Source organism: Flavobacterium sp. RHBU_3 (genome assembly GCF_046613565.1).
GTDB lineage: Bacteria > Bacteroidota > Bacteroidia > Flavobacteriales > Flavobacteriaceae > Flavobacterium.
Genome location: NZ_JBKJHC010000015.1, coordinates 55,165 through 77,563, shown reverse-complemented (window position 1 = coordinate 77,563; position 22,399 = coordinate 55,165). Strand labels below are relative to the sequence as shown.

General features: G+C 41.9%; 23 protein-coding genes. 15 read left to right on the top strand and 8 right to left on the bottom strand.

Annotated features, from left to right (window positions below):
- Positions 1-2: 2 nt before the first annotated feature.
- Together ACLI1A_RS17840 and ACLI1A_RS17835 are read right to left on the bottom strand one after the other, a co-directional pair.
- Complete coding sequence (locus ACLI1A_RS17840; RefSeq protein ID WP_411410051.1) at positions 3-485, bottom strand: DUF1761 domain-containing protein; 483 nt, start codon at positions 483-485, stop codon at positions 3-5.
- An 84-nt stretch (positions 486-569) separates the two neighbouring features.
- Complete coding sequence (locus ACLI1A_RS17835; protein WP_411410050.1) at positions 570-902, bottom strand: hypothetical protein; 333 nt, start codon at positions 900-902, stop codon at positions 570-572.
- 28 nt (positions 903-930) lie between these two features.
- On the opposite strand from ACLI1A_RS17835, the gene ACLI1A_RS17830 reads away from it, so the two are divergent.
- From ACLI1A_RS17830 to ACLI1A_RS17820, 3 genes are all read left to right on the top strand, one after another.
- The gene (locus ACLI1A_RS17830; protein WP_411410049.1) at positions 931-1,107 is read left to right on the top strand and encodes a DUF5522 domain-containing protein; all 177 of its coding nucleotides are present in this window, start codon (positions 931-933) and stop codon (positions 1,105-1,107) included.
- An 82-nt stretch (positions 1,108-1,189) separates the two neighbouring features.
- Positions 1,190-3,178, top strand: coding sequence for a urocanate hydratase (locus tag ACLI1A_RS17825; RefSeq protein ID WP_411410048.1), 1,989 nt, complete (start codon positions 1,190-1,192; stop codon positions 3,176-3,178).
- Between the two features lie 79 nt (positions 3,179-3,257).
- Complete coding sequence (locus tag ACLI1A_RS17820; protein WP_411410047.1) at positions 3,258-3,821, top strand: DUF4136 domain-containing protein; 564 nt, start codon at positions 3,258-3,260, stop codon at positions 3,819-3,821.
- Between the two features lie 98 nt (positions 3,822-3,919).
- Here the strand turns inward: ACLI1A_RS17820 and ACLI1A_RS17815 are convergent, their stop codons facing one another.
- A complete protein-coding gene (locus tag ACLI1A_RS17815; protein WP_411410046.1) occupies positions 3,920-4,264 on the bottom strand; it encodes a mannan-binding lectin in 345 nt (114 codons plus the stop codon).
- Positions 4,265-4,635: 371 nt separating this feature from the next.
- On the opposite strand from ACLI1A_RS17815, the gene ACLI1A_RS17810 reads away from it, so the two are divergent.
- The 5 genes from ACLI1A_RS17810 (at position 4,636) to ACLI1A_RS17790 (ending at position 12,121) form a co-directional block, all read left to right on the top strand.
- On the top strand, positions 4,636-5,106 hold the full coding sequence (locus ACLI1A_RS17810; protein WP_411410045.1) for a hypothetical protein: 471 nt from the start codon (positions 4,636-4,638) through the stop codon (positions 5,104-5,106).
- 17 nt (positions 5,107-5,123) lie between these two features.
- Positions 5,124-6,971: a tetratricopeptide repeat protein gene (locus ACLI1A_RS17805; protein ID WP_411410043.1), complete on the top strand. Its 1,848-nt coding sequence runs from the start codon at positions 5,124-5,126 to the stop codon at positions 6,969-6,971.
- A 17-nt stretch (positions 6,972-6,988) separates the two neighbouring features.
- Entirely contained in the window at positions 6,989-7,618 is a 630-nt protein-coding gene (locus ACLI1A_RS17800; protein ID WP_411410042.1) for a response regulator, read from the top strand.
- A 116-nt stretch (positions 7,619-7,734) separates the two neighbouring features.
- Positions 7,735-9,990, top strand: a complete 2,256-nt coding sequence (locus ACLI1A_RS17795) for a T9SS type A sorting domain-containing protein (protein WP_411410041.1) — start codon at positions 7,735-7,737, stop codon at positions 9,988-9,990.
- 370 nt (positions 9,991-10,360) lie between these two features.
- Positions 10,361-12,121 (top strand): aromatic amino acid hydroxylase, encoded by a 1,761-nt coding sequence (locus ACLI1A_RS17790; RefSeq protein ID WP_411410040.1) that lies wholly within the window; start codon positions 10,361-10,363, stop codon positions 12,119-12,121.
- A 47-nt stretch (positions 12,122-12,168) separates the two neighbouring features.
- Here the strand turns inward: ACLI1A_RS17790 and ACLI1A_RS17785 are convergent, their stop codons facing one another.
- From ACLI1A_RS17785 to alaS, 5 genes are all read right to left on the bottom strand, one after another.
- Complete coding sequence (locus ACLI1A_RS17785; protein ID WP_411410039.1) at positions 12,169-12,672, bottom strand: hypothetical protein; 504 nt, start codon at positions 12,670-12,672, stop codon at positions 12,169-12,171.
- A gap of 28 nt (positions 12,673-12,700) precedes the next feature.
- Entirely contained in the window at positions 12,701-13,165 is a 465-nt protein-coding gene (locus ACLI1A_RS17780) for a hypothetical protein (RefSeq protein ID WP_411410038.1), read from the bottom strand.
- A 52-nt stretch (positions 13,166-13,217) separates the two neighbouring features.
- Positions 13,218-13,829 carry a DUF4230 domain-containing protein gene (locus ACLI1A_RS17775; protein WP_411410037.1) on the bottom strand — a complete coding sequence of 204 codons (612 nt, stop codon included), beginning with the start codon at positions 13,827-13,829 and terminating at the stop codon, positions 13,218-13,220.
- Positions 13,830-13,854: 25 nt separating this feature from the next.
- Positions 13,855-14,811: a GSCFA domain-containing protein gene (locus ACLI1A_RS17770; RefSeq protein ID WP_411410036.1), complete on the bottom strand. Its 957-nt coding sequence runs from the start codon at positions 14,809-14,811 to the stop codon at positions 13,855-13,857.
- A gap of 77 nt (positions 14,812-14,888) precedes the next feature.
- Entirely contained in the window at positions 14,889-17,516 is a 2,628-nt protein-coding gene (gene alaS, locus ACLI1A_RS17765) for an alanine--tRNA ligase (RefSeq protein WP_411410035.1), read from the bottom strand.
- Positions 17,517-17,680: 164 nt separating this feature from the next.
- On the opposite strand from alaS, the gene ACLI1A_RS17760 reads away from it, so the two are divergent.
- The 7 genes from ACLI1A_RS17760 (at position 17,681) to ACLI1A_RS17730 (ending at position 22,398) form a co-directional block, all read left to right on the top strand.
- Positions 17,681-18,658 carry a M23 family metallopeptidase gene (locus ACLI1A_RS17760; RefSeq protein ID WP_411410034.1) on the top strand — a complete coding sequence of 326 codons (978 nt, stop codon included), beginning with the start codon at positions 17,681-17,683 and terminating at the stop codon, positions 18,656-18,658.
- Positions 18,658-18,987 (top strand): MerR family transcriptional regulator, encoded by a 330-nt coding sequence (locus tag ACLI1A_RS17755; RefSeq protein WP_411410033.1) that lies wholly within the window; start codon positions 18,658-18,660, stop codon positions 18,985-18,987. Before ACLI1A_RS17760 ends, ACLI1A_RS17755 begins: the two co-directional genes overlap by 1 nt.
- Before the next feature lie 16 nt (positions 18,988-19,003).
- Positions 19,004-19,603, top strand: coding sequence for a LemA family protein (locus tag ACLI1A_RS17750; protein WP_411410032.1), 600 nt, complete (start codon positions 19,004-19,006; stop codon positions 19,601-19,603).
- Positions 19,604-19,607: 4 nt separating this feature from the next.
- Positions 19,608-20,045, top strand: a complete 438-nt coding sequence (locus ACLI1A_RS17745; RefSeq protein WP_411410031.1) for a TPM domain-containing protein — start codon at positions 19,608-19,610, stop codon at positions 20,043-20,045.
- Positions 20,045-20,845: a TPM domain-containing protein gene (locus ACLI1A_RS17740; RefSeq protein WP_411410030.1), complete on the top strand. Its 801-nt coding sequence runs from the start codon at positions 20,045-20,047 to the stop codon at positions 20,843-20,845. The genes ACLI1A_RS17745 and ACLI1A_RS17740 overlap by 1 nt, the downstream gene beginning before the upstream one ends.
- A gap of 71 nt (positions 20,846-20,916) precedes the next feature.
- Positions 20,917-21,690: a TPM domain-containing protein gene (locus tag ACLI1A_RS17735; protein ID WP_411410029.1), complete on the top strand. Its 774-nt coding sequence runs from the start codon at positions 20,917-20,919 to the stop codon at positions 21,688-21,690.
- Positions 21,691-21,783: 93 nt separating this feature from the next.
- The gene (locus tag ACLI1A_RS17730) at positions 21,784-22,398 is read left to right on the top strand and encodes a hypothetical protein (protein WP_411410028.1); all 615 of its coding nucleotides are present in this window, start codon (positions 21,784-21,786) and stop codon (positions 22,396-22,398) included.
- The last annotated feature ends 1 nt before the right edge of the window (position 22,399 follow it).

Below are 22,399 nucleotides of genomic sequence, written 5' to 3'. Positions count from 1 at the left end.
TTTTATTCCCATGCGCAGATAATGCCTCCCATAATGGTAAAGCACACAGTAAAATAACCGGCATTTATAAGGATATATTTCCAGCTTTTGCCTTCGAACTGTGAGTTGGTGCCAATAATAGGAAGGGCAAGGAACAGTCCGGTCATAAATCCGTGCAGTGCTCCGTGTTTAAATGTGCGGAAAGCATGTCCGTAATCCGTCATAAAAGCAGCATAGGATGGTTTAGCCGACTCTACAAAATTAGGCCCGCCTATCATGCCCGATGCGCCAAACTGGTGCACAGTAAGAAACTGCAGTATAAAGCCCATCATGAACGCGAAAATAAAGGTAAGCCCAAATATTTTCAGCATATTAGCTTTTTTAGGAGCTTCCGGGTCTACGCCGGCTTCGCGCATCCAGATGGTGCCAAAAACTTTTGGGTTGTACCATATAAACCCAACAGGGAATGTAGATACGGCTGCTACCAGGATAGCAATAAAATTCATGTGCATAATTGTTTGTTTTAGTGTTTACTAAACAAATTTATGAAATATAAAAAAACGATTTCGTTATTGCAGGCAAAATCATTTTTATAATTTAAGATAACGAAAGAAAGCAAACCATTTTCGGTTTGTTAAGTAGTTCTTGTTTGTTTCATTGCCGTAAGCTTCGCGCTCAAAGCTTATGTTTCTGTAGGCTTCTTTTTGGGTAGGGTAGTGCAGCCTGCGGATAAAGTACTCGGTTATATACCAAATGTAAAATGGCAGTACTAACAACTCGGCTTGCTGCCGCAGGTGTATGCGCTCGTGGTTAATGAAAACAGGGTTTGCAGCAAGACTTTTATCCCGCATAAATACAAACGGGAACAGGGTAATGCCGCTGTAACCCTTAGGTACTAAATATTTTGAGGTGATAAGTATCATTTTGTGTAAAGTTCATAAATTTGCGTGTATGAGCAACGGGATTTTTGGAAATAAACTAACAGAAGGCGAAGATTATTACCTTTCGCCCGAAGGATATAAAGTATTTACTGAGGCCTATCACTTAAAGCGCGGCTATTGCTGCAAAAGCGGATGCAGGCACTGTCCTTACGGTTTTGATAAACGCACGGGGGAATTTAAGAAATAGTTGTTGGTTGTTGGGTGTCAGTTGTTGGCTCCACTCAAACCATTAACAATAAACAAAAACTACAAACACAGAAACATACAACATGACGTTTAAAGAACAAATACTTGAGGGGATTCCGGCTACGCTGCCGCAACCTAAGCCGTATGATCCGGCAGTGAACCACGCCCCGAAACGTAAAGATATACTAAGTGCCGACGAAAAGAAGTTAGCACTGCGCAACGCGCTTCGTTATTTTGAACCGCAGCACCATGCCGTACTGATAAAAGAGTTTAGCGCGGAGCTTGAAACTTATGGGCGTATTTATATGTACCGTTTGCGTCCGGATTACAGGATGTATGCACGTCCTATAGACGAGTATCCGGGTGTATCGGTTCAGGCGAAAGCCATAATGCTCATGATTCAGAACAACTTGGATTATGCCGTGGCACAGCACCCACACGAACTGATTACCTATGGTGGTAATGGTGCAGTGTTCCAAAACTGGGCACAGTACCGCCTTACCATGAAATATCTTGCCGAAATGACCGACGAGCAAACGCTGGTGATGTACAGCGGTCACCCTATGGGGCTGTTTCCGTCGCATAAGGAAGCACCAAGGGTAGTGGTTACAAACGGTATGGTAATACCGAATTACAGCAAGCCCGATGACTGGGAGAAATTTAATGCACTGGGCGTGTCGCAATACGGGCAAATGACCGCAGGCAGTTATATGTATATTGGTCCTCAGGGTATCGTACATGGTACTACTATTACGGTACTGAATGGCGGACGTAAAATAGCCAAAAACGGCGAAGGTCTTGCCGGTAAGGTATTTGTAACCTCAGGTCTTGGTGGTATGAGTGGTGCTCAGCCAAAGGCGGGTAATATTGCCGGTTGCATTACCGTATGTGCCGAGGTTAACCCTAAAGCTGTACATACACGCCACAGCCAGGGCTGGGTAGACGAGGTAATAACCGATACCGATGCGCTGGTAGCCCGCGTACTGAAAGCAAAAGAAAACAAAGAAGTGGTTTCCATTGCCTACCAAGGTAATGTGGTAGATGTATGGGAACGCTTTGATGCCGAAAATATTTATATCGACCTGGGTAGCGACCAAACATCACTGCACAACCCGTGGGCGGGCGGTTACTATCCGGTAGGGCTTTCGCTTGAGGAGTCAAACGTATTAATGGCCGAAAATCCGGCAGCGTTTAAAGATAAAGTACAGGAGTCGTTACGCAGGCAGGCGGCTGCCATAAATAAGCACACGGCTAAGGGTACATATTTCTTTGACTACGGAAACGCGTTCCTGTTAGAAGCTTCGCGCGCCGGAGCCGATATTATGGCACCAAATGGTATTGATTTTAAATACCCGAGTTATGTGCAGGATATTATGGGACCTATGTGTTTTGACTATGGTTTTGGGCCGTTCCGCTGGGTATGTACATCGGGCAAGCCTGAAGATTTAGCGTTTACCGATAACCTTGCGGCGCAGGTACTGGAAGAAATGGCTAAGACCGCACCAGCAGAAATCCGTCAGCAGATGGAGGATAACATCCGCTGGATAAAAGGTGCTCAACAAAATAAACTGGTTGTAGGCAGCCAGGCCCGTATTTTATATGCCGATGCCGAAGGCCGAATCAATATAGCCCGTGCGTTTAACCAGGCTATTGCCGAGGGTAAAATAGGTGCAGTTGTACTGGGCCGCGATCACCACGATGTAAGTGGTACCGACTCGCCTTACAGGGAAACCAGTAATATTTATGACGGCTCTCGTTTTACAGCCGATATGGCCATTCATAACGTGATTGGCGACAGCTTTAGGGGTGCTACATGGGTAAGCATTCATAATGGTGGTGGCGTAGGCTGGGGCGAGGTTATAAACGGCGGATTTGGTATGGTTCTTGATGGAACTACCGAGGCGTCAAGGCGCTTGGAATCAATGCTTTTCTGGGATGTAAACAACGGTATTGCAAGGCGCAGCTGGGCTCGTAACGAGGAAGCTGTTTTTGCTATAAAACGTGCTATGGAACAACAGCCTTTGCTTAAGGTAACGCTGCCTAATATAGTAGACGACGCGCTGCTGGGGTAACATCTTAAAAAAACACTGATAGGGTGCCGGGATGCAGATTGCTATGAACTCAAAATTAAATTTTATTACTATTCGTCTTATGAAAACGATAAAAATGCTCCCTTTGCTGCTGCTATCGCTTGTTGCGGTAAGCTGCGCCTCTATCAGTGTACGTTCTGACTATGATGATACTGCTGATTTTACCACCTATAAAACCTATGGTTTTTTAAAGGATGGCATAGACAAGGCCGAGATAAGCGACCTGGATAAGAAACGCATTATGAAAGCCCTGGATGCCGAACTTTCGGCTAAAGGCTTTACCAAAAGCGATAAGCCAGATGTGTATGTAAACTTTTTTACCAAGGCTACCAAAGAGGTAAACGTAAACAACTGGGGCGGCTACGGCGGCTGGGGTTGGGGCGGATATTATGGCGGCTGGGGCGGCTACGGTTGGGGTGGCCCTTGGGGCTGGGGCGGTTATTCGTCTGTAAGTACCCAAACCGAAGGTACCCTGTATGTAGATGTTATTGATGCCCAGAAAAAAGAACTGGTATGGCAGGGAGTAGGTAGCGGTGTACTAACCCAAAACAGGGATGAAAAGCAGCAACGCATAAACGAGTTTGCTAAAGAAATCCTTACGCAGTTTCCTCCGAAGAAAAAATAAATAAGCATAGGCTTTAAATAAAACAACTGCCTTAAGCATCTTTATAAACAGTGTTTAAGGCAGTTTTTTTTATGCATTCCTAAAAGCCTGAGGTTTTATTAGAATGTATATTTTATTTGGATAACACTCATTACCCCTTCTACAATGGTAGACCATTGTCCGGTAAATTCGGCTCCGTATGATGTGGCAATAACCGGGCCTATTTTCTGGGCTTCGTCATTGCTCCATAGTGGGCCTGCAAGTACGGTTGTAAGGTAAGTATGCATTCCTTTGTTATCTGTAGAGAGCTCTACTTCTACAACGCTCATTTGATTTTCTACTACGGTGTTCCATACACCGGTAAATGTTCCCTGATGCGCTGCTGCTACAGCTTTACCTTTTGTTTGTGCGTCTGCCTGATCCCATATAGGGCCGGCAGGAAGAGTAATTTTAAAATTTGACATAATTGTAATTTTTTAGCCTGTTACGGCTCGTGGATTGGATGCCTGCATTTTCCCGCAGGCAAAAGGACGTTTGTTATAGTGGTTTCTGCTCCACTGTATTTTTTGTCTTGTGGTACATTGCGCAATGCGTTTGAGACATTACAAAGTTGGGCAAAACCTTTTTTTGGATTCTAACACAAAAGGGGTATTTTAGCTATAACCATAGCATGGTAGCTGCCTAGTGATTATTAGGTATTACTGGCTTAGCTGTTTATGGAATTGTTATCACTATAAAAATTATGGATTAACGATGCTATATTACCTCTTTTGGGGTATTATTAAAGCTGTACAACCAGTTATATTTGTGTTATAACTTTTAAAACCAATAAATTATGAGCACAATTGAAACCGAGGCTACAAAGAATATTTTTATTCAGGTAGATACAGATGGAATTATTTCTGATAGCGTAATTGCTAAATTAACCGGGGCAACTCAAAACTATTTGACAAACTGTGTTTTTTGTGACCAGGGTTCTATGGTGTTAGGTTCGCATATTAAGTCTTTTGTAGTGGAGGTGCCTAAAGGCTGTGACCTCAGATTTACAGTTGTTCCGTTAGAACTGTTTACAACTAATTTGCTGTATTTCGCAGCCGTAACTTTTTCTGTTGATAACACTATAGTTTATGATATAGTAACGGAGCCTTCTAGATTTAACCAGACACTGTCTTTTAATGTAGAATATAGTGAGTTGTATAGATACATAGGAAGAGATATTACATTTACAATGACAATTTCACTCATAGTGCCGGGCATGGGAGATATAGTTTTTATTATAGACCCCGTACTAAGAATAAAACAATAATAAGCGAATATGCTTAAATGATAAAAGGCTACTGCAAAAAAATAACGGCAGGATTCCTGTATTATGTGCTGATATTTTTATGCAGTCAGCTTCTTATTGCCCAAAACCAACATGAGGCAGACAGCCTCAAGCACATACTTGCGGCAGGTAATTTATCGCCGGAACGGCAAATGGATCTTTTCTCTAAGATAGCATTACACTCGTCATCCCCTGATGAAGTTTTGCTCTATGCAGATAAGTTACTCTCTTTATCTACCAAGTTTGATAAACCGGTTTACACTGTAGATGCCTACCATTATAAGGGAGTAGGCTACAGGTTACAAGGAAACCTTAAAAAAGCGCTTGAAAACCTTTTTCATAGTGCAGCGTTGGCTGCAGAGAACAAGCTTTATGAACCACAGGCCGAAGCTTATTCTGAAGTAGCCAATATTTATAGTGCTAATAACGATCTTAAGAACGCATTACTATATAATAAGAAGGCAACAAGTATTTTAAGGCAACGAAAAAAAGGCAGCCTTGAGCTGGCCATTAACCTGCTAAATACGGGTTATCATTATTACCTGCTTAAAGAATTAGATTCGGCTTTGCTGTTATATGATGAGGCCGGGCCTATTATACAGAAAACAAAAAAAGAGATTTGCAATGCTTATCTTATAGGGAACAAAGCCCTGGTATACTGGAAGCAGGGCAAATATGATATTGCGGAAAAAGACCTCCTGGAAGCAATAAACCTTCTTAATTCCCTTCAGGATGAATTTGGAGAAACAGACTATCATAACCAACTTGGGAATCTTTATTTTGAGCGAGGGCAGAAAGCAAAGGCAGAACAACATGCGCTTAAAGGATTGAGCCTGGCAGAGAAACTGGAACTAAAAGAACAAATAAGGGACGCTTCCTATTTATTATACAAGCTTAACCGCGATAAAAACGACTTTGAAAAAGCTTTGGAATACCAAACCTTGTATGTGGTATATGAAGACAGTATAGAAAATTCTGAAAATACAAAGCAATTAGCCAACCTGAGAACAGAATATGAGGTAAGCCTGAAAGAAAATGAAATTGTTTTACTGGAAAAAGACCAACTATTGAACCGTATTTACATCATTATAGCCATTTTTTTGCTCATAACAGCAGTGCTGCTTAACCTGTATTTCAGGCAGCGCCTTAAAAATACGCGCTTAACAGTTCTTAATGAACAAAAACGCCACGACCAGGAAGTAAAAGACCTACTCACCGCGCAGGAAACAAAGAGCCTTAAGACCATGATACAGGGGCAGGAAAAAGAACGTAAAAGGCTGGCGCAGGAGCTGCATAATCATTTTGGCAGTCTTATGGCTACTATAAAGGTAAATCTTAATGCTATTGACGAAACATCTATTCCGAATTACACAAATTTAACCTCGCTGGTAGACCAGGCCTGTAATGATATTCGTAATATTTCGCATACGCTGAATATGGGAATTTCTCAGGACTTCGGGCTGGTGCCTGCCATACGCGAACTTACTGATCGTTTAAGCAGGGTAAATGGTCTTGAAGCCGAATTTTCGGCTTCCATGGGAGGTGAGTCTATAGGTTTTGATAACGAGGTTGTTATATACAGGGTGGTGCAGGAGCTTATAAGTAATGTGCTGAAGCATGCCGAAGCGAGTCGTTTATCTATACAGCTTATTTATTTTGAGGAGGATGCCCTTGTAAATATACTTGTGCAAGATAATGGTAAAGGATTTGATGTAGACAAAGGTAGTGCGGGTATTGGGCTGAAGAGCCTTACTGATATGGTTACAAATTTGCACGGCGATATTAAATTTGACAGTAACCCTGCAAGCGGAACCACTGTAATTATAGATCTTCCGGTAAGTTATTAATAATAAAAAACACGGGTATGATACACGTACTTATTGTAGACGATCATCATTTGTTTGCAGAAGGGATAAAATCTATTTTCAGGCCAGATGACGGTATAGAGGTAATAAGCCATGTTACTAATGGGCATGCCATACCCTCTGTGCTGGAGAGTATGAAAATAGACCTGATACTGCTGGATATAGATATGCCGGTAATAGATGGTATTGCCTGCCTGGATATGCTAAAAAACAAAGGATACACCACACCGGTATTAATGCTTACCATGCACCAGTCTATGCGGCAGGTAAAGGCTGCCCTGGAAAAAGGCGCACGGGGATATATACTAAAAGACGCTTCTAAAGCCGAACTGGTAGAGGCTATAATAACCACCAGCATAGGTAAAAACTACTTCCATCCTAAAATTAGTGAACAGATATTTAATTACTTTAGAGGGGGGACAACAAAAACAGCTGCACAGGAACTTACCACCCGCGAGAAAGAAATTATACGCTGCCTGGCCGATGGGAAGAATACAAAGGCTATATCTAATACGCTTTTTATAAGCGAACACACTGTAAAAACCCATCGCCGTAACATAATGTATAAACTGGAAGTAAAAACGTCTGCCGAGCTTATAAAATTTGCCATGGATAATGACTTGTTGTAAAATTTTTTCAAAATATAAGATAGCCCCACTACATTTTAGTTGGGCTTTTTTTTATAACCTAACGCAACCTTTTTGATGTCTTGGTGTCTTAGTAAATACAAACCAATACTTTTTATATGAAAAATACTTTACTGTTTTTATTCCTGCTGGTAGCAGGAGTAAACTATGCACAGGTTGTAAACATCCCGGATGCTAATTTTAAAAATTACTTACTGAATTACCCTGACCCAATTGACACTAACAATGATGGTGAAATCCAGGTAAGTGAGGCAATAATTATTACTCATTTAAGTGTTGAGGGTAGTCAAATTTATAATTTCCAGGGTATTGAGTCATTTACAAATCTTGTTACTCTGGATATAAATGTTGATTGGGATCAAGATGCAGTTTCCAGTACGGTTTCAAATTTAAACCTTACGGGTCTTGTCCAGCTCCAGTCTTTTATAGTTGCGGTTACCGATTTACACGATATTACCTTTGGAGGTAATACACAATTAACAGATGTTTTCATCAGTGTAAGCGATAATGATTTAGTCTCTGTTATTCCTTTACTGGATTTTTCCGGCTGTACAAACCTCCAACAAATAACAGTATTACAATTAAATGTTTCTAATATAAATATTGATGGGTGTGCTGCACTTCAAAACTTTTATTACGTTGAAGGAAGCCCGAATGAAGGTATTAGCGAGATGGACTTTTCATCATGTGGAAACCTTGAGTTTATTTATCTTCATTCCAGTACTTTAGAATCAATGATTTTAACTAATCATCCTTATCTTACCGACTTAATGGTTTATGGTAGCAACTTATATATGTTTGACGCGAGTGGTTGTCCTGCAATTTCAAGGATTGTATTAGCTCTTGGTGGAAATGAGGAGGTCTATATAAACTTAAAGAATGGGAACCCAAATTATGGTAATGTAAATTCATCGATTAGTGCCAATGCTGCTCAATGTTATGTATGTATTGATGAAGGTGAAAGTTTTCAAAGTATTGGCTCCAATGTCATCTTAAGCACCTACTGTAATTTTACTCCGGGGGGTGATCATAACACCATAAGCGGTACATTAACCCTCAATGCTGATAACAACGGCTGTGATAGTACTGATGCTTTATTGCCGTATACTGCTATAGCAATAAACGATGGTACAACTACCGGCTATTCGTATACTCTAAACGGCACGTATAATTTTTATACAGAAGAAGGCACTTTTGCCGTTACCCCACAGTTTGAAAACGACTGGTTTACTACCAGCCCAGCCACAGTTACTTTTGCGGATGCTAATAATAACACCGTTACCCAAAATTTTTGTGTAACACCTAATGGTGTGCATAACGATGTTGAGGTGTTAGTTGTGCCACTTGGCGCTGCGCAACCCGGCTTTGACGCCGCTTACAAAATCATTTACAAGAACAAAGGTAACCAAACCCTGAACGGCGATGTAACCTTTACGTATGACGATAGTATATTAGATTATGTGTTGGCATCTCCTGTAGAAACTTCATCTTTTACCGGTAGCCTTAGCTGGAGTTATAGTAACCTATTGCCTTTTGAAACCAGAGAAATAGTTGTTACCCTTAATGTAAACAGCCCTATGGAAACCCCGGCGGTAAACATAGATGATATACTGCCGTTTACTACCACCATTACTCCGGTTAGTGGTGATGAAACTCCTGCCGATAATACGTTTGAATTTAATCAAACTGTAGTAGGCTCAATGGACCCTAATGACATTACCTGCCTGGAAGGCGCTACGGTTTCTCCCGATAAAATAGGGGAGTACCTGCACTATAATGTTAATTTTGAAAACACGGGTACTGCACCGGCTACATTTGTAGTGGTGAAGGATATTATTGACGCAACTAAATATGACATCAGTACGCTTCAAATTCTAAACGCTTCGCATCCTATGGAAGCTCGTATTACAGGTAACAAAGTTGAGTTTTATTTTGATGATATCAACCTTGCTGCAAACGGCGGTAAGGGTAATGTAACCTTTAAGATAAAAACGCTAAACAGCCTTACGGTAAACAGTAGCGTTACCCAGCAGGCAGATATTTACTTCGATTACAACTGGCCAATAGTAACTAATGAGGCTACTACTACATTTGCAGTATTAAGTACAGGTAATTTTACAAAAGACACTTCGGTAAAACTATATCCTAACCCGGCTAAAAATACAGTTAATATTACGGCTCAAGGCAATATACAAACCGTACAGCTATACGATGTACAAGGCAGACTGTTGCAGGCTGCTAATGCTTCCGGACTTACTACTGCCATAGATGTATCGGGCCGGGCGGCAGGTATTTACTTTGTAAAAGTGATTACAGATAAAGGTACAGCCGTAGAAAAATTAGTAAAAGAGTAGAACCACTTAATCAATACATTTTGAAAGCCGTAGTTAAACAACTGCGGCTTTTTTGTTTCACCTGCATATTTCAGGGTTTTACCGCATATATTGTTTGTTAATTATTGTAGTTGCTACATTTGAATAAATCTGATATAAAAATAGCACGTACAGTAAGTGAGTAGGGCTGTACGGGTGAGTAGTTTTATGTTATCTTAAATTTCATTTATTACTTTGTCCTGAAGCCATGGCGTAAGCTGTGGCTTTTTCTTTGTATATTTTGTAACAAATACGGGTGTCTTTAAATAAAATAGTTATAAAGTTTACTTTTTTGTAAACATTGATAATAAATCTGTAATTTTACAGTGAAAACAATATACTACTTGTACGCATGGACGCAGCATTTGAAAGCAATCCGCTTATCGACAGGTTGCCATCGCACCTGAAACAATTCATCAAGCCACAGGATTATGACGACTATACTCCCATAAACCAGGCGGTTTGGCGCTATGTAATGCGTAAAAATGTAGACTACCTAAGCAGGGTAGCACACGAATCGTACCTGGAAGGCCTGCGCAAGACAGGTATCGATATAGACCATATTCCCAGTATGTACGGCATGAACCGCATACTTAAGGAAATAGGCTGGGCTGCTGTGGCGGTAGACGGTTTTATTCCGCCAAATGCCTTTATGGAATTCCAGGCGTATAATGTACTGGTTATTGCTTCAGACATCCGTCAGCTTGAAAATATAGAATATACCCCGGCTCCTGATATTATCCACGAGGGGGCAGGCCATGCGCCGATTATAGCTAACCCCGAATATGCCGAATACCTTAGGCGTTTTGGTGAAATAGGCTGCAAAGCCATATCATCGGCGCGCGATTATGAAATATACGATGCTATAAGGCTGCTTTCTATACTGGAAGAAGCCGAAGGTACCCCGGCTGATGAGCTGGAAGCCATTCGCAGCCGTGTGGATGCGCTGCAAAACGAACCTGCCGAGCCAAGCGAAATGGCACTGGTGCGCAACCTGCACTGGTGGACAGTGGAGTACGGACTTATAGGCACAGTGGATAATCCTAAAATTTATGGTGCCGGACTGCTGTCGTCTATAGGCGAAAGTGCATGGTGCATGACCGATAATGTAAAGAAACTGCCTTACGATATTAGTGCCGCTTACCAGGGGTTTGATATTACCAAGCCACAACCGCAACTGTATGTTACTCCAGATTTTGCACACCTTAGCCTGGTGCTGGAAGAGTTTGCTAATAAAATGGCACTGCGTACCGGTGGCCTTAGCGGGGTGCAAAAACTAATAGACAGTAAATCGTTGGGTACGGTAGAACTTAGTACCGGCCTGCAAATATCAGGAACCTTTACTAATGTTATAGAGAGCGAAGGCAAGCCAGTTTACCTGCAAACCACAGGTGGTACAGCGCTGGCGTATCGTGAAAAAGAATTGGTAGGACACGGAACCGATTACCACGCCGAAGGCTTTGGTAGCCCTGTAGGCAAGCTGAAGGGCATTAACCTTTCTATTGAAGATATGAGTCCGCGCGACTTGCGTGCCTATGATATTTACGAGGGTGAAGCGGTGACGCTGGAATTTGAGGGGGATATTGTGGTTACCGGCGAAATCATTACCGGTAAGCGAAACCTGCAAGGGAAAATCATCCTGATAAGCTTTAAAAACTGTACCGTTACGCATGGCGATACCGTACTGTTCCGACCGGAATGGGGTATTTATGATATGGCAGTGGGCAAAAAGGTTATCTCAGCTTTCTCGGGTCCTGCCGATGTGCACAGCTTTAACCTGGTAAGCCACGTGCCTTCTACTAAAACCATTAAAGCTAAAAAGACCCCAGAGCGTATAGAACTGGAAGGGCTGTACCAAACGATACGCAGCATACGCGAAGGGAAGCCTGCTACAGCTACTATAGATGAGGTTTTTGCAGCACTAAAAGAAAAACATAGCGAAGACTGGCTGCTTTCGGTAGAGATTGCCGAACTGGCCCATGCGCAAAACAACAATACGCTACTGGAAATGGTAGTGCAACATCTTGATCAACTGAAGTTAAAACGCCCTAAGGTAGCACACCTTATTACCGACGGGCTTTCGCTGATATTTGAAAAAGAAAGTGTTAATTGATCCAAACCCACGAAAAAGGCTCCCGAAAAGGAGCCTTTTTTAATGTCTTACATGCGAATATACCCTATAGCCACTATAGACGCCTTTCTAAGTATGATGTTTTTATCTTTTCTTTTAAGGCTATTCTCATCAATAATATACACAACTTTTTTTAATGGAGCAGAGGCTGTTAATCCTAAATAATTAAAGAAAAATTCTCCTGGAGTAAAATTTTGTATAAATTCCTGGTCTACAACTTTTTCGTGGTTTTCTTTTAAAAACTTTTTTCTATTAGTTTTTATGTTCAAATCTGAGACTGGGGTTGTAGGGTTTTCCTTTACACGTATTATAATGATTTGGTTAGGAGCGTCTTTTTCTTGGTAGATATATTCAGCAATCTCACCGTTGGAAGCTGTTGTGAAGTTGAATTTTTGAAATGAGTCATTTGTTGAATTTAACTTTTCTGGTTTTTCTACAACTATAAAAATAGTGTCTTGTCTTTTAAGATAATCTAAATCCTGTGTATAAGATATACAAGGTATTAGTGAGAGTAAAAATATTATAGTTTTCATAAGTTGTCAAATGCTAAAGATATTACAATTACATACTAATAAAACCAAACTCCGCTATGTAGGCTCTTCTTAAAACCAATTCTTTGCCGGTACGTTCTTTTTGGTCTATAATGTATACTATTTTCTTTTTACCATTTGCATGTAGCACCTCCATAAAAAATACGTAAAGGCTTGTGTTGTCTAAGAAATTTACATCAACAATATCCTTTTTGTATTTCGTTAAAAACTTTTTCCTGCGCACAGTAAGGTTTCTTTTTTTCGGATTGGTTTCTTTGTCATTTATCGTAAGGATAAGAATGCTTTTTCCGTCGGGTTGTTTAAATTCATAATGCTTTTGGTCGCTATTCCCTGAGCAAAAATATAGGAACTTGCTGAACTGAAGTTTATCTTCTTTAGGTACTGTTAGGTATATCGTATCCCGTGATTTCAGATAATCTAAATCCTGGGCAAAGAGCCCTGTTGTAAACAGTAAAAAGAAATATAGCGTTTTCATAAGTTATGAACCGATGCCAAGTGACTAATAGCTAATATTTTTAGCCGAAAAATTACAACAACACCTCAATATTCTTATCGTTTACCTGTTCGCCGTTGTATTGCAGTTTCCAGCCCATACTGTTAGTAAGTATCAATATTTTGCTCAGCTCGCTTATCAGGCGGTTTTGGGCATTGGTTTTCAGGCTGCTTTTTTCAATCTTTTTGCGCATGCTTGCCTTTACCTGCGCGTTTATCTTGTTATAATCATCGCCGGTAAACTCGTTAAAAGTACTCTCCTGTATATCATAAAACTTAATATCGGGCGAAATCTTAATCTCCTCTTTCGGTATGTTTGTAATGGTTATGGTTTTGTTCGCCTCATCTATATCGTACTGTACCTGTCTCAGGTCGTAGCTTACAGTGGCTTCGGCGTTTACAATAACAAGGGCTTTCTTTTCAAAGGAAAGGTAATTGCCCAGGTAATTCTCTTTGTTTTTATAGGTTATTACCTCGCTGTAGTGTCCTTCGGTAACCACAAGTTTGCCTACATTTTTAATCTGCTCCTGTATCATAGCCGATTCTTCAAAGGTAGTGCCGTCGCCGTCTTTTTTAAATTCGCAATAACGAAATGCAAGCAGTATCAGGATTACTGCCGCTGTGCCTATTAGTATTTTCTTTAGCATTTTGTTTTGGTATTTTATAGCCCCGTTAAAACTTTATATGCGGATGCTGTTGCTCTAATATAGCAATTTTTGTACCGAGGTTTTCAAGGAATTTTTTATGGCTGTCAGATTCCGGGTTAAACGGGCGGTGCTGCAGGCTTTTTTGAATGTTGTCGGCCTGTTTCATGGTTTGCTGTGCTTCGTCGCTTATCCAGTTTTGCGCGAAGCGTTCCCATATATAGTCTATAGCTACCGGGTTCGGGTGAATCATATCCTCTGCATAAAAACGGTAGTCGCGCAGCTCGTCCATCATTATTTCGTAAGACGGGAAATACAGTCCCCTTATCCCTGAAAGAGGGGCTTGCAGGGTAGCATGTAGTGCCGATATGAGGTTGGCTTTGCTCCACTGGTTTTCCATAAAGCCATCTTTTATATGACGCACCGGCGAAACGGTGAATATTACGGTTACGGTATCATTCACCCCGGCTATCAGCGACAGGATATTTTGTATACTGTTGCTTATGGTGTTCACATCGAGCAGCTCTTTTGTGAATTGTTTTTGAGGCACCTTATGGCAGTTGGCTACCAGTTCGCCTGTGGCTGTAAGGCGGTATACCCATGATGTGCCCAATGTGATGGTAATGTGTGTAGCAGTTGTAAGCACTTTGTGTAGGCTTTGTGCAGCATTGTTCAGGTTGTGTAGCAGCTCTGTTTCGCTTGTAGCACTAAGATCGCTATGGGCGTCGTAATGGTTCCAGCGGTCGGTTTGAAAAAAAATATCGCCTTCAGTAAAGCTTTTGTTTTCTATGGCAAAACGAATTGTTTTTTCAATCGCCAGGGGGTGAAACAATATCCCGAATGGGTTGATGGTATTTTGAAATTTAAAATAATCAAACTTCTGTCCGATATTCACGGCAAAGCACGATCCCAGCGACAGTATTCGCGAGTTGTAATCTATCATAGGATTGCCTTCTTGTATGGGTACCGGTGTGCTGAACTGCATACGCCTTTTTTAGCAAAGTTAATTATAAAAAACAAAGCCCTTCGAAAAGAAGGGCTTGTAATATTAAAGGTTTAGAACTACTTTATATAGTTAATAGCAGCTGCAAGCGCTTCGGCTACACCGGTAGGGTTTTTACCGCCCGCTGTTGCAAAGAACGGCTGTCCGCCACCGCCACCTTGTATAAACTTGCCCAGTTCGCGTACTACTGTGCCTGCGTTAAGGCCTTTTTCGGCAACAAGCTCCTTGCTTACATAGCAGGTAAGCATCGGCTTGTCTTCGTTTACGGTAGCCAGTACAAGGAACAGGTTCGTGCCCAGATTGCCCAGTTCATAAGCCAGGTCTTTAGCGCCCGTAGGGTCAAGGTCTACCTGTTTGGCAAGGAACTTCACGCCATTTACTTCCTGTAATTCGGCAGCAAGTTCACCTTTTAGGTTTTTCGCTTTTTCTTTAAGAAGTGCTTCTACCTGTTTTTTTAGCTTGGCATTTTCATCCTGTAACGATACGACTGCCTTAAGCGTGTCCTGAGGGTTTTTAAGGGTAGCCTTAATATCATCAAGGGCTTTTTCCTGCGAGGCAAAGAAGTCCTTCACGGCAGTGCCTGTAATCGCCTCTATACGACGGATACCTGCTGCCACGGCGCTTTCACTGATTATTTTAAAGTACCATATATCGGCTGTGTTCTTTACGTGTGTACCACCGCAAAGTTCCATGCTATCGCCAAATTTAATGGCGCGTACATTATCGCCATACTTTTCTCCGAACAGTGCCATAGCACCTTCTTCAACCGCTTGATTAAACGGGATGCTCCTGCGCTCTACAAGAGGCAGGTGCTCCTGTATGCGGGCATTTACAAACTGTTCTACTTCGGCAAGCTCGGTTTCGCTTACTTTTGCAAAATGCGAAAAGTCGAAACGAAGGTAACCCGGACTTACAAGCGAACCTTTTTGCTCCACGTGCGTACCCAGGATGCTGCGCAATGCTTGGTGCAGTAAGTGCGTAGCCGTGTGGTTGCTTTGGCTTTCGGCGCGTAGGGTAGCGTTTACTTTAGCTATAAAGCTGCCGTTTACGTTTTCCGGAAGCGACTTGGTTATATGCAGTATAAGGTTGTTTTCCTTTTTAGTGTCAAGAACTTCAATGCTCTCGTTAGCCGATTGCAGTACACCTTTATCACCTACCTGGCCACCACCTTCCGGATAGAAAGGCGTAGCATCAAGCACTATCTGGTACAGCACACCGTCTTTCTTAGAATCGATTTTACGGTAGCGTGTTATTTTAACTTCGTTCTCCAGTTGGTCGTAACCCACAAAGCTTTCGGTATTGCCTTCCACAAGCGTAACCCAGTCGTCTTTGGCTACTTCGTTAGCGCCACGGCTGCGTTCCTTTTGTTTTTGCAGTTCGGCATCAAAGCCCGGCTTGTCGTAGGTATACCCTTTTTCTTTAAGGATAAGCGCTGTAAGGTCTTCCGGGAAACCGAAAGTGTCGTACAGTTCAAATGCCTTAGCACCGCTAACCTCAGTGCCTTTAGTTTCAGCTACTACGTTGTCTAGTAACTGAAGCCCTTGGTCCAGCGTGCGCAGGAATGATGCTTCCTCCTCACGGATAACATTCGTAACAAGCGTTTGCTGTGCTTTTATTTCCGGGAAGAATTCGCCCATCTGGGCAGCAAGTACAGCTACAAGCTCATAAATAAATGGCTCTTTCTTATTAAGGAAGGTAAATGCATAACGAATAGCACGACGTAATATCCTGCGGATAACGTAACCTGCGCCACCGTTGCTTGGCAACTGCCCGTCGGCAATGGCAAACGCCACCGCACGCACGTGGTCTGCCACTACACGAATGGCTATGTTTACTTTTTCCTGTTCAGGAGTGGCGTTTTTAGCAGTATAGGTTGCGCCGGTAAGCGTTTCTATTTTGCTGATAAGCGGGGTAAATACATCCGTGTCGTAGTTACTCTGTACACCCTGTAGTACCATGCACAGGCGCTCAAAGCCCATACCGGTATCTACGTGCTGTGCAGGAAGTTTCTCCAGGCTCTTATCGGCCTTGCGGTTAAACTCCATAAATACGTTGTTCCATATTTCAACAACCTGCGGGTGGTCGGCGTTTACAAGGCTCTTGCCCGATACCAGCGCTTTCTCTTCTGCAGAACGTATGTCTACGTGGATTTCGCTACAAGGACCGCAAGGTCCCTGGTCGCCCATTTCCCAGAAGTTGTCTTTTTTGTTACCAAGGATAATGCGGTCTTCATCTATCAGTTCTTTCCAGATGTCCCAAGCTTCCTGGTCAAACGGTACGTTTTCTTCAGGGTTACCCTCAAAAACCGAAACGTACAGTATATCCTTAGGTATTTTGTATACTTCGGTAAGCAGTTGCCATGCCCAGTTAATGGCTTCTTTTTTAAAGTAATCGCCAAAGCTCCAGTTGCCCAGCATCTCAAACATGGTGTGGTGGTAGGTGTCAAAACCTACATCCTCTAAGTCGTTATGCTTACCGCTTACGCGAAGACACTTTTGGGTGTCGGCTATACGCTTGCTTTTTGGCGTACCGTTACCAAGAAAGAATTCTTTAAACTGTGCCATACCGCTGTTATTAAACATAAGGGTAGGGTCGTCTTTGGTAACTATGGGTGCAGAAGGCACTATAAGGTGGCCTCTTTCTTCAAAAAATTGCAGGAATTGTTTCCTGATATCCTGGGATTTCATGCTCGTATGAAAGTTTGTTTTTTTAGCTTTTAAACATTGTAAAACGGCTGTGTTACTAAATAAGTAGCGCATAACCGTAACATTTCTTACATTTGCTCGTTAAGCAAAGTACCTTATGGCACGGTTTTTTCCGTTAAGGTGCAAAAATAGAATAATTTAACCACATGGCGAAGGTAAAATATTATTACGACCCCGAAAAACTGGCCTTCCATAAGATAAAGACCAAGAAAGGTAAGAAGATAGGCGTGGCGCTACTGTTTGTGGCTGCTTCGGCGCTATTCGGGTTTTTATGTTTTGTGGTGCTGCTGAATACGCCGTTTTTCGAGACCCCGAAAGACAGGTTGCTTACCCGCGAAATAGATAACATGAAGTTGCAATACGAACTCCTTAACCGCAAGGCAGCCCTTATGGAAGAAGCCCTGGGTAATGTGGAGGAGCGTGATAATAACCTGTACCGTACCTACTTTAATGCAACTCCCATACCTGAGGAGCAACGCAAAGCAGGCTTTGGCGGTGTAAACCGATACAAGGAACTGGAAGGCTATAACAACAGCGACCTGGTAAAGAATACTACAAAGCGTATTGATGTGCTGAGCAAGGAAATTGTCATACAAAGCAAAAGCCTTGATGAAATAGCAAAGCTGGCAAAAGATAAAGAGAAACTACTGAGCGCCATACCAGCCATACAGCCTGTAAAGAACGAAGACCTACGCCAAATGGCATCAGGGTTTGGGTACAGGAGCGATCCGTTTACAAAGGTGCGTAAGTTTCACGCGGGTATGGACTTCAGTGCCCGCAGCGGTACCGTAATCTATGCCACCGGCGATGGCGTGGTTTCGGCAGCAGATAATAAAATGTCGGGCTACGGTAACCGTGTAGTAATAAATCACGGTTATGGCTACCAAACGCTTTACGGGCACATGAGTAAATTTGCCGTTAAGGCAGGGCAGCGTGTAAAACGTGGCGATATTATAGGCTATGTGGGCAGTACCGGCCGAAGCGAAGCCCCGCACTTGCATTATGAAGTGCACAAAAACGGCACAGTGGTAAATCCGCTTAATTTCTACTACGGAAATATTTCTGCCAAAGAGTACGTATTAATTGCTAAATTAGCTAACCAGGAAAACCAATCGCTTGACTGATGCATATAGACCTGCCGGAAAAACGCTACTATAGTATTGGCGAACTTGCCAAGGCCTTCGACGTAAACGCGTCGCTCATCCGCTTTTGGGATAAGGAGTTTGATATCCTTAAGCCCAAAAAGAACGCGAAGGGTAACCGTATGTTTACGCCCGAAGATGTAAAGAACCTTCAACTGATTTACCATCTGGTAAAAGAACGTGGCTTTACGCTGGACGGTGCCAAGGTGCATTTAAAAGAAGGTCAGAAAAAGACTATGGATAAATACGAAATTATCCGTAAATTAGAATTGATAAAAACACAGTTAATCAACATTAAAAACGAACTTTAATAAAAAACAATCAAAAATGAAAAAGTGGTTAATACCGGTTATTGTAATTGTTGCCATTATAGCAATAGGTTTCTTTTGGGTAATGGGCATTAAAAATGGTGCAATGGAAAAAAATCAGGGCGTGGGCTCTGCTTGGGGTGAAGTTGAAGCCGACTACCAGCGCAGAAATGACCTTATAGGCAACCTTGTGAAAACAGTACAGGGTGCTGCTGATTTTGAAAAAAGCACACTTACTGCCGTAATAGAAGCAAGGGCAAAGGCAACTTCGGTAACTATAGACCCTTCTAATGTAACCCCGGAACAGCTTGAAGCGTTTAACAAAGCGCAGAGCGGTGTTTCTTCATCACTATCAAGGCTATTAGTGAGTGTGGAGAATTATCCAGAACTGAAGGCTAACGAAAACTTCCTTAAATTACAGGATGAGCTGGCTTCTACCGAGAATGAAATCCGTACTGCAAGGGTGCGTTTTAATGATGCCGTAAAAATTTATAACACTTACGTACTGCGTTTTCCTAACTCAATGTTTTTGAGTGAATACAAAGAAAAACCTTACTTTAATGCTGTAGAAGGTGCAGACAAGCCGGTAGACGTAAACTTTAACTTTGATAAAAAGTAAATTTATGGCATCCTCTGAATTTTTTTTATCTGCAGAAGATGAAAAAGCAGTTGTTGAAGCAATTCAGCAGGCTGAAAGTAATACAAGCGGAGAAATAAGGGTGCATATAGAAAACACATCAGAAAAACCTCCACTCGAAAGGGCACAGGAGGTTTTTCAGTTTTTAAATATGCACGAAACTGCAGCCCGTAACGGGGTACTTTTTTATGTAGGTGTAAAAGACCGCTCTTTTGCCATAGTAGGCGATGAAGGTATAGATAAGGTTGTGGAGCCGGATTTTTGGAATGCTACAAAAGAACTTATCATTAGCCACTTTAAACAACAGCGGTTTAAGCAGGGGCTGGTTGAAGGTGTATTGCTTGCCGGCGAACGTCTTAAGAGTTATTTTCCATACTCCGGCGATGATAAAAATGAACTTCCGGACAGTATATCTAGAGCATAATGAAAAAACTATTACATTTTATATTGCTGTTTGTGGTGATTTGTGCGGTTTGTCACACAGGATATGCACAATTTACAATTCCAGAAAAGCCCGATTTTCAAACCAGTGTTTATGATTATGCAAGCCTGTTTTCGGCTACAGAAAAAACACAACTGGAAGAAAAACTGGTGCGCTATTCTGATACTACCTCTACGCAGATAGTTGTAGCCACAGTTACAGACCTTAAAGGAGACAGCGCCGAGCGCGTAGCACCCGAATGGGCACAGACCTGGGGTATAGGGCAAAAGGATAAAGACAACGGTATTTTTATTCTTGTAAGCCGAGATGACCGCGATATGTATATAGCTACCGGTTATGGCGTACAGGGCAGGCTTACTGCTGGGCAGGTAGGAACCATTATAAGGCAGTATATTGTTCCTGAGTTTAAGACAGGCGATTATTATAGTGGAATTGATAAAGGTACCGATGCTATTTTTAAAGCACTAAACGGAAAATTTAAGGGAGAGCGTAAGCAATCTGGAGATGGAGGGTTTTTAGGATTTATTCCTTTTATAATTATCCTCATTATTATTATCCTGGCCATTGTATTCCGTAACAGGGGAGGTGGCAGTGGCGGCAATCGCGGCTTTGGTGGCCCCGATCTTACCGATATACTCATACTCAGCAGCCTTGGGCGTGGTAGCCGCGGAGGTTCCGGATGGAGCGGAGGCAGTTCCGGTGGCTGGAGTGGTGGCGGCGGCTTCGGCGGCGGTTTTGGCGGCGGCGGCTTTAGTGGCGGTGGTGCCGGTGGCAGCTGGTAGCTTAGCTTAAAATTTTTTTATATTATATTGCAGCCGGAAGTTTACGCTTTCGGCTTTCTAATTTTTTACCAATGAAACCAATACAGTACTTTTTAGTTTATTTCAGCCTTTTATTGGCTCCGTTAACCGGTTTTGCACAGTTTGATATTCCCAATATTCCTGAACATCAAACCAGTTTGTATGACTATGCCGAAATGCTGGATTCCATCGAAAGATATTCACTGGAAACCAAACTGCTTAACTATGCCGATACCACTTCGACCCAAATAGTAATTGCTACTGTAAAAAATCTTAAGGGCGACAGCGCAGAGCATGTAGCACCTTTATGGGCACAAAAATGGGGTATTGGGCAGGCAGATAAGGATAATGGTGTTTTTATATTGGTTAGCAAAGAAGACCGCGAAATGTATATAGCTACAGGCTACGGCGTACAAGGCAGACTTACCGCAGGGATAACAGGACAAATTATCAGGGACTATATGCTGCCTGATTTTAAGACCGAACGCTATTATTTTGGTTTAGATAATGGAACCGATGCCATTTTTAAAGCACTTAATGGTAAGTTTAAGGCAGGTATAGAAGATGTGCAGTGGTGGAAAAACAATAAAAACCCTTGGGTTGTGTTAATGTGGATTGTCTTGCTCATTTCTGGGCTTTTTTTTGGACTGCTATTATTCGCATGGCTTACACGTTTTTTACCCGACACCAAGTATGTTTCAATTGGTAAAGGAGGTAAACATAAAAGCTGGAAATTTCCCTCTATTAAAACCGGTGGTAAGAGAGGATTTAAAGGAGGTTTTGGCGGCGGCGGCTTTAGCGGCGGCGGTGCCGGTGGCAGCTGGTAATTATTGTAAAGTTTTTATATATTGTAGCCGGAACGTTGTTTCCGGCTTTTTTTTATTTAAATCAAACTATACCACTAATTTACAAACTTTAAAATGATGAAGAAATTTGTTCTTTTGCTTTCTGTTTTATGTGCTTTTGGCTGCAAACCACTTTTAGTAAAATTATATGGAATTAAAAATCCATCGTTTGTTACCGAGGAGAAGATAAAAAAATACCTGCTTAAGAAAGATATAGATACTACCGGATTATTATACACAAAGGATTTAAAAGCATGGCAGGACGTGTTAAGTATAGGTATGCCGAATGCTTATTTTTTTAATGCAAAAGGAGAATATGTAAACTATAAGAAAACAGCATCAGACTGTAATGCAAAAGTAGGAAGCTTTATAGAAGACCTTAAAAGCCTGAATACTGAGCCTTCAGACAAGGAGTTTACCTTAGAGAAGATGTTTGGAAAGCTTTCATCATATAATGGTAAACCAACTGAAGTTACCGGTTACGATGGATATGTGCTCATTACATGGGCTACCTATGTTGGCAAGCTTAATCGCGATAAGTCATTTGATTGGGTGGAGCTTATTAAAACTGCTCAATCAAAAGGGGTGAACGTAAAAATGTGCCTTATAAATGGTGATCTCCAGGAAAAATGGGGAATGAGCGAGGAGGAGAAAAGCCAGCTTGATTTCGATTTCGATTTTAACCAATAAT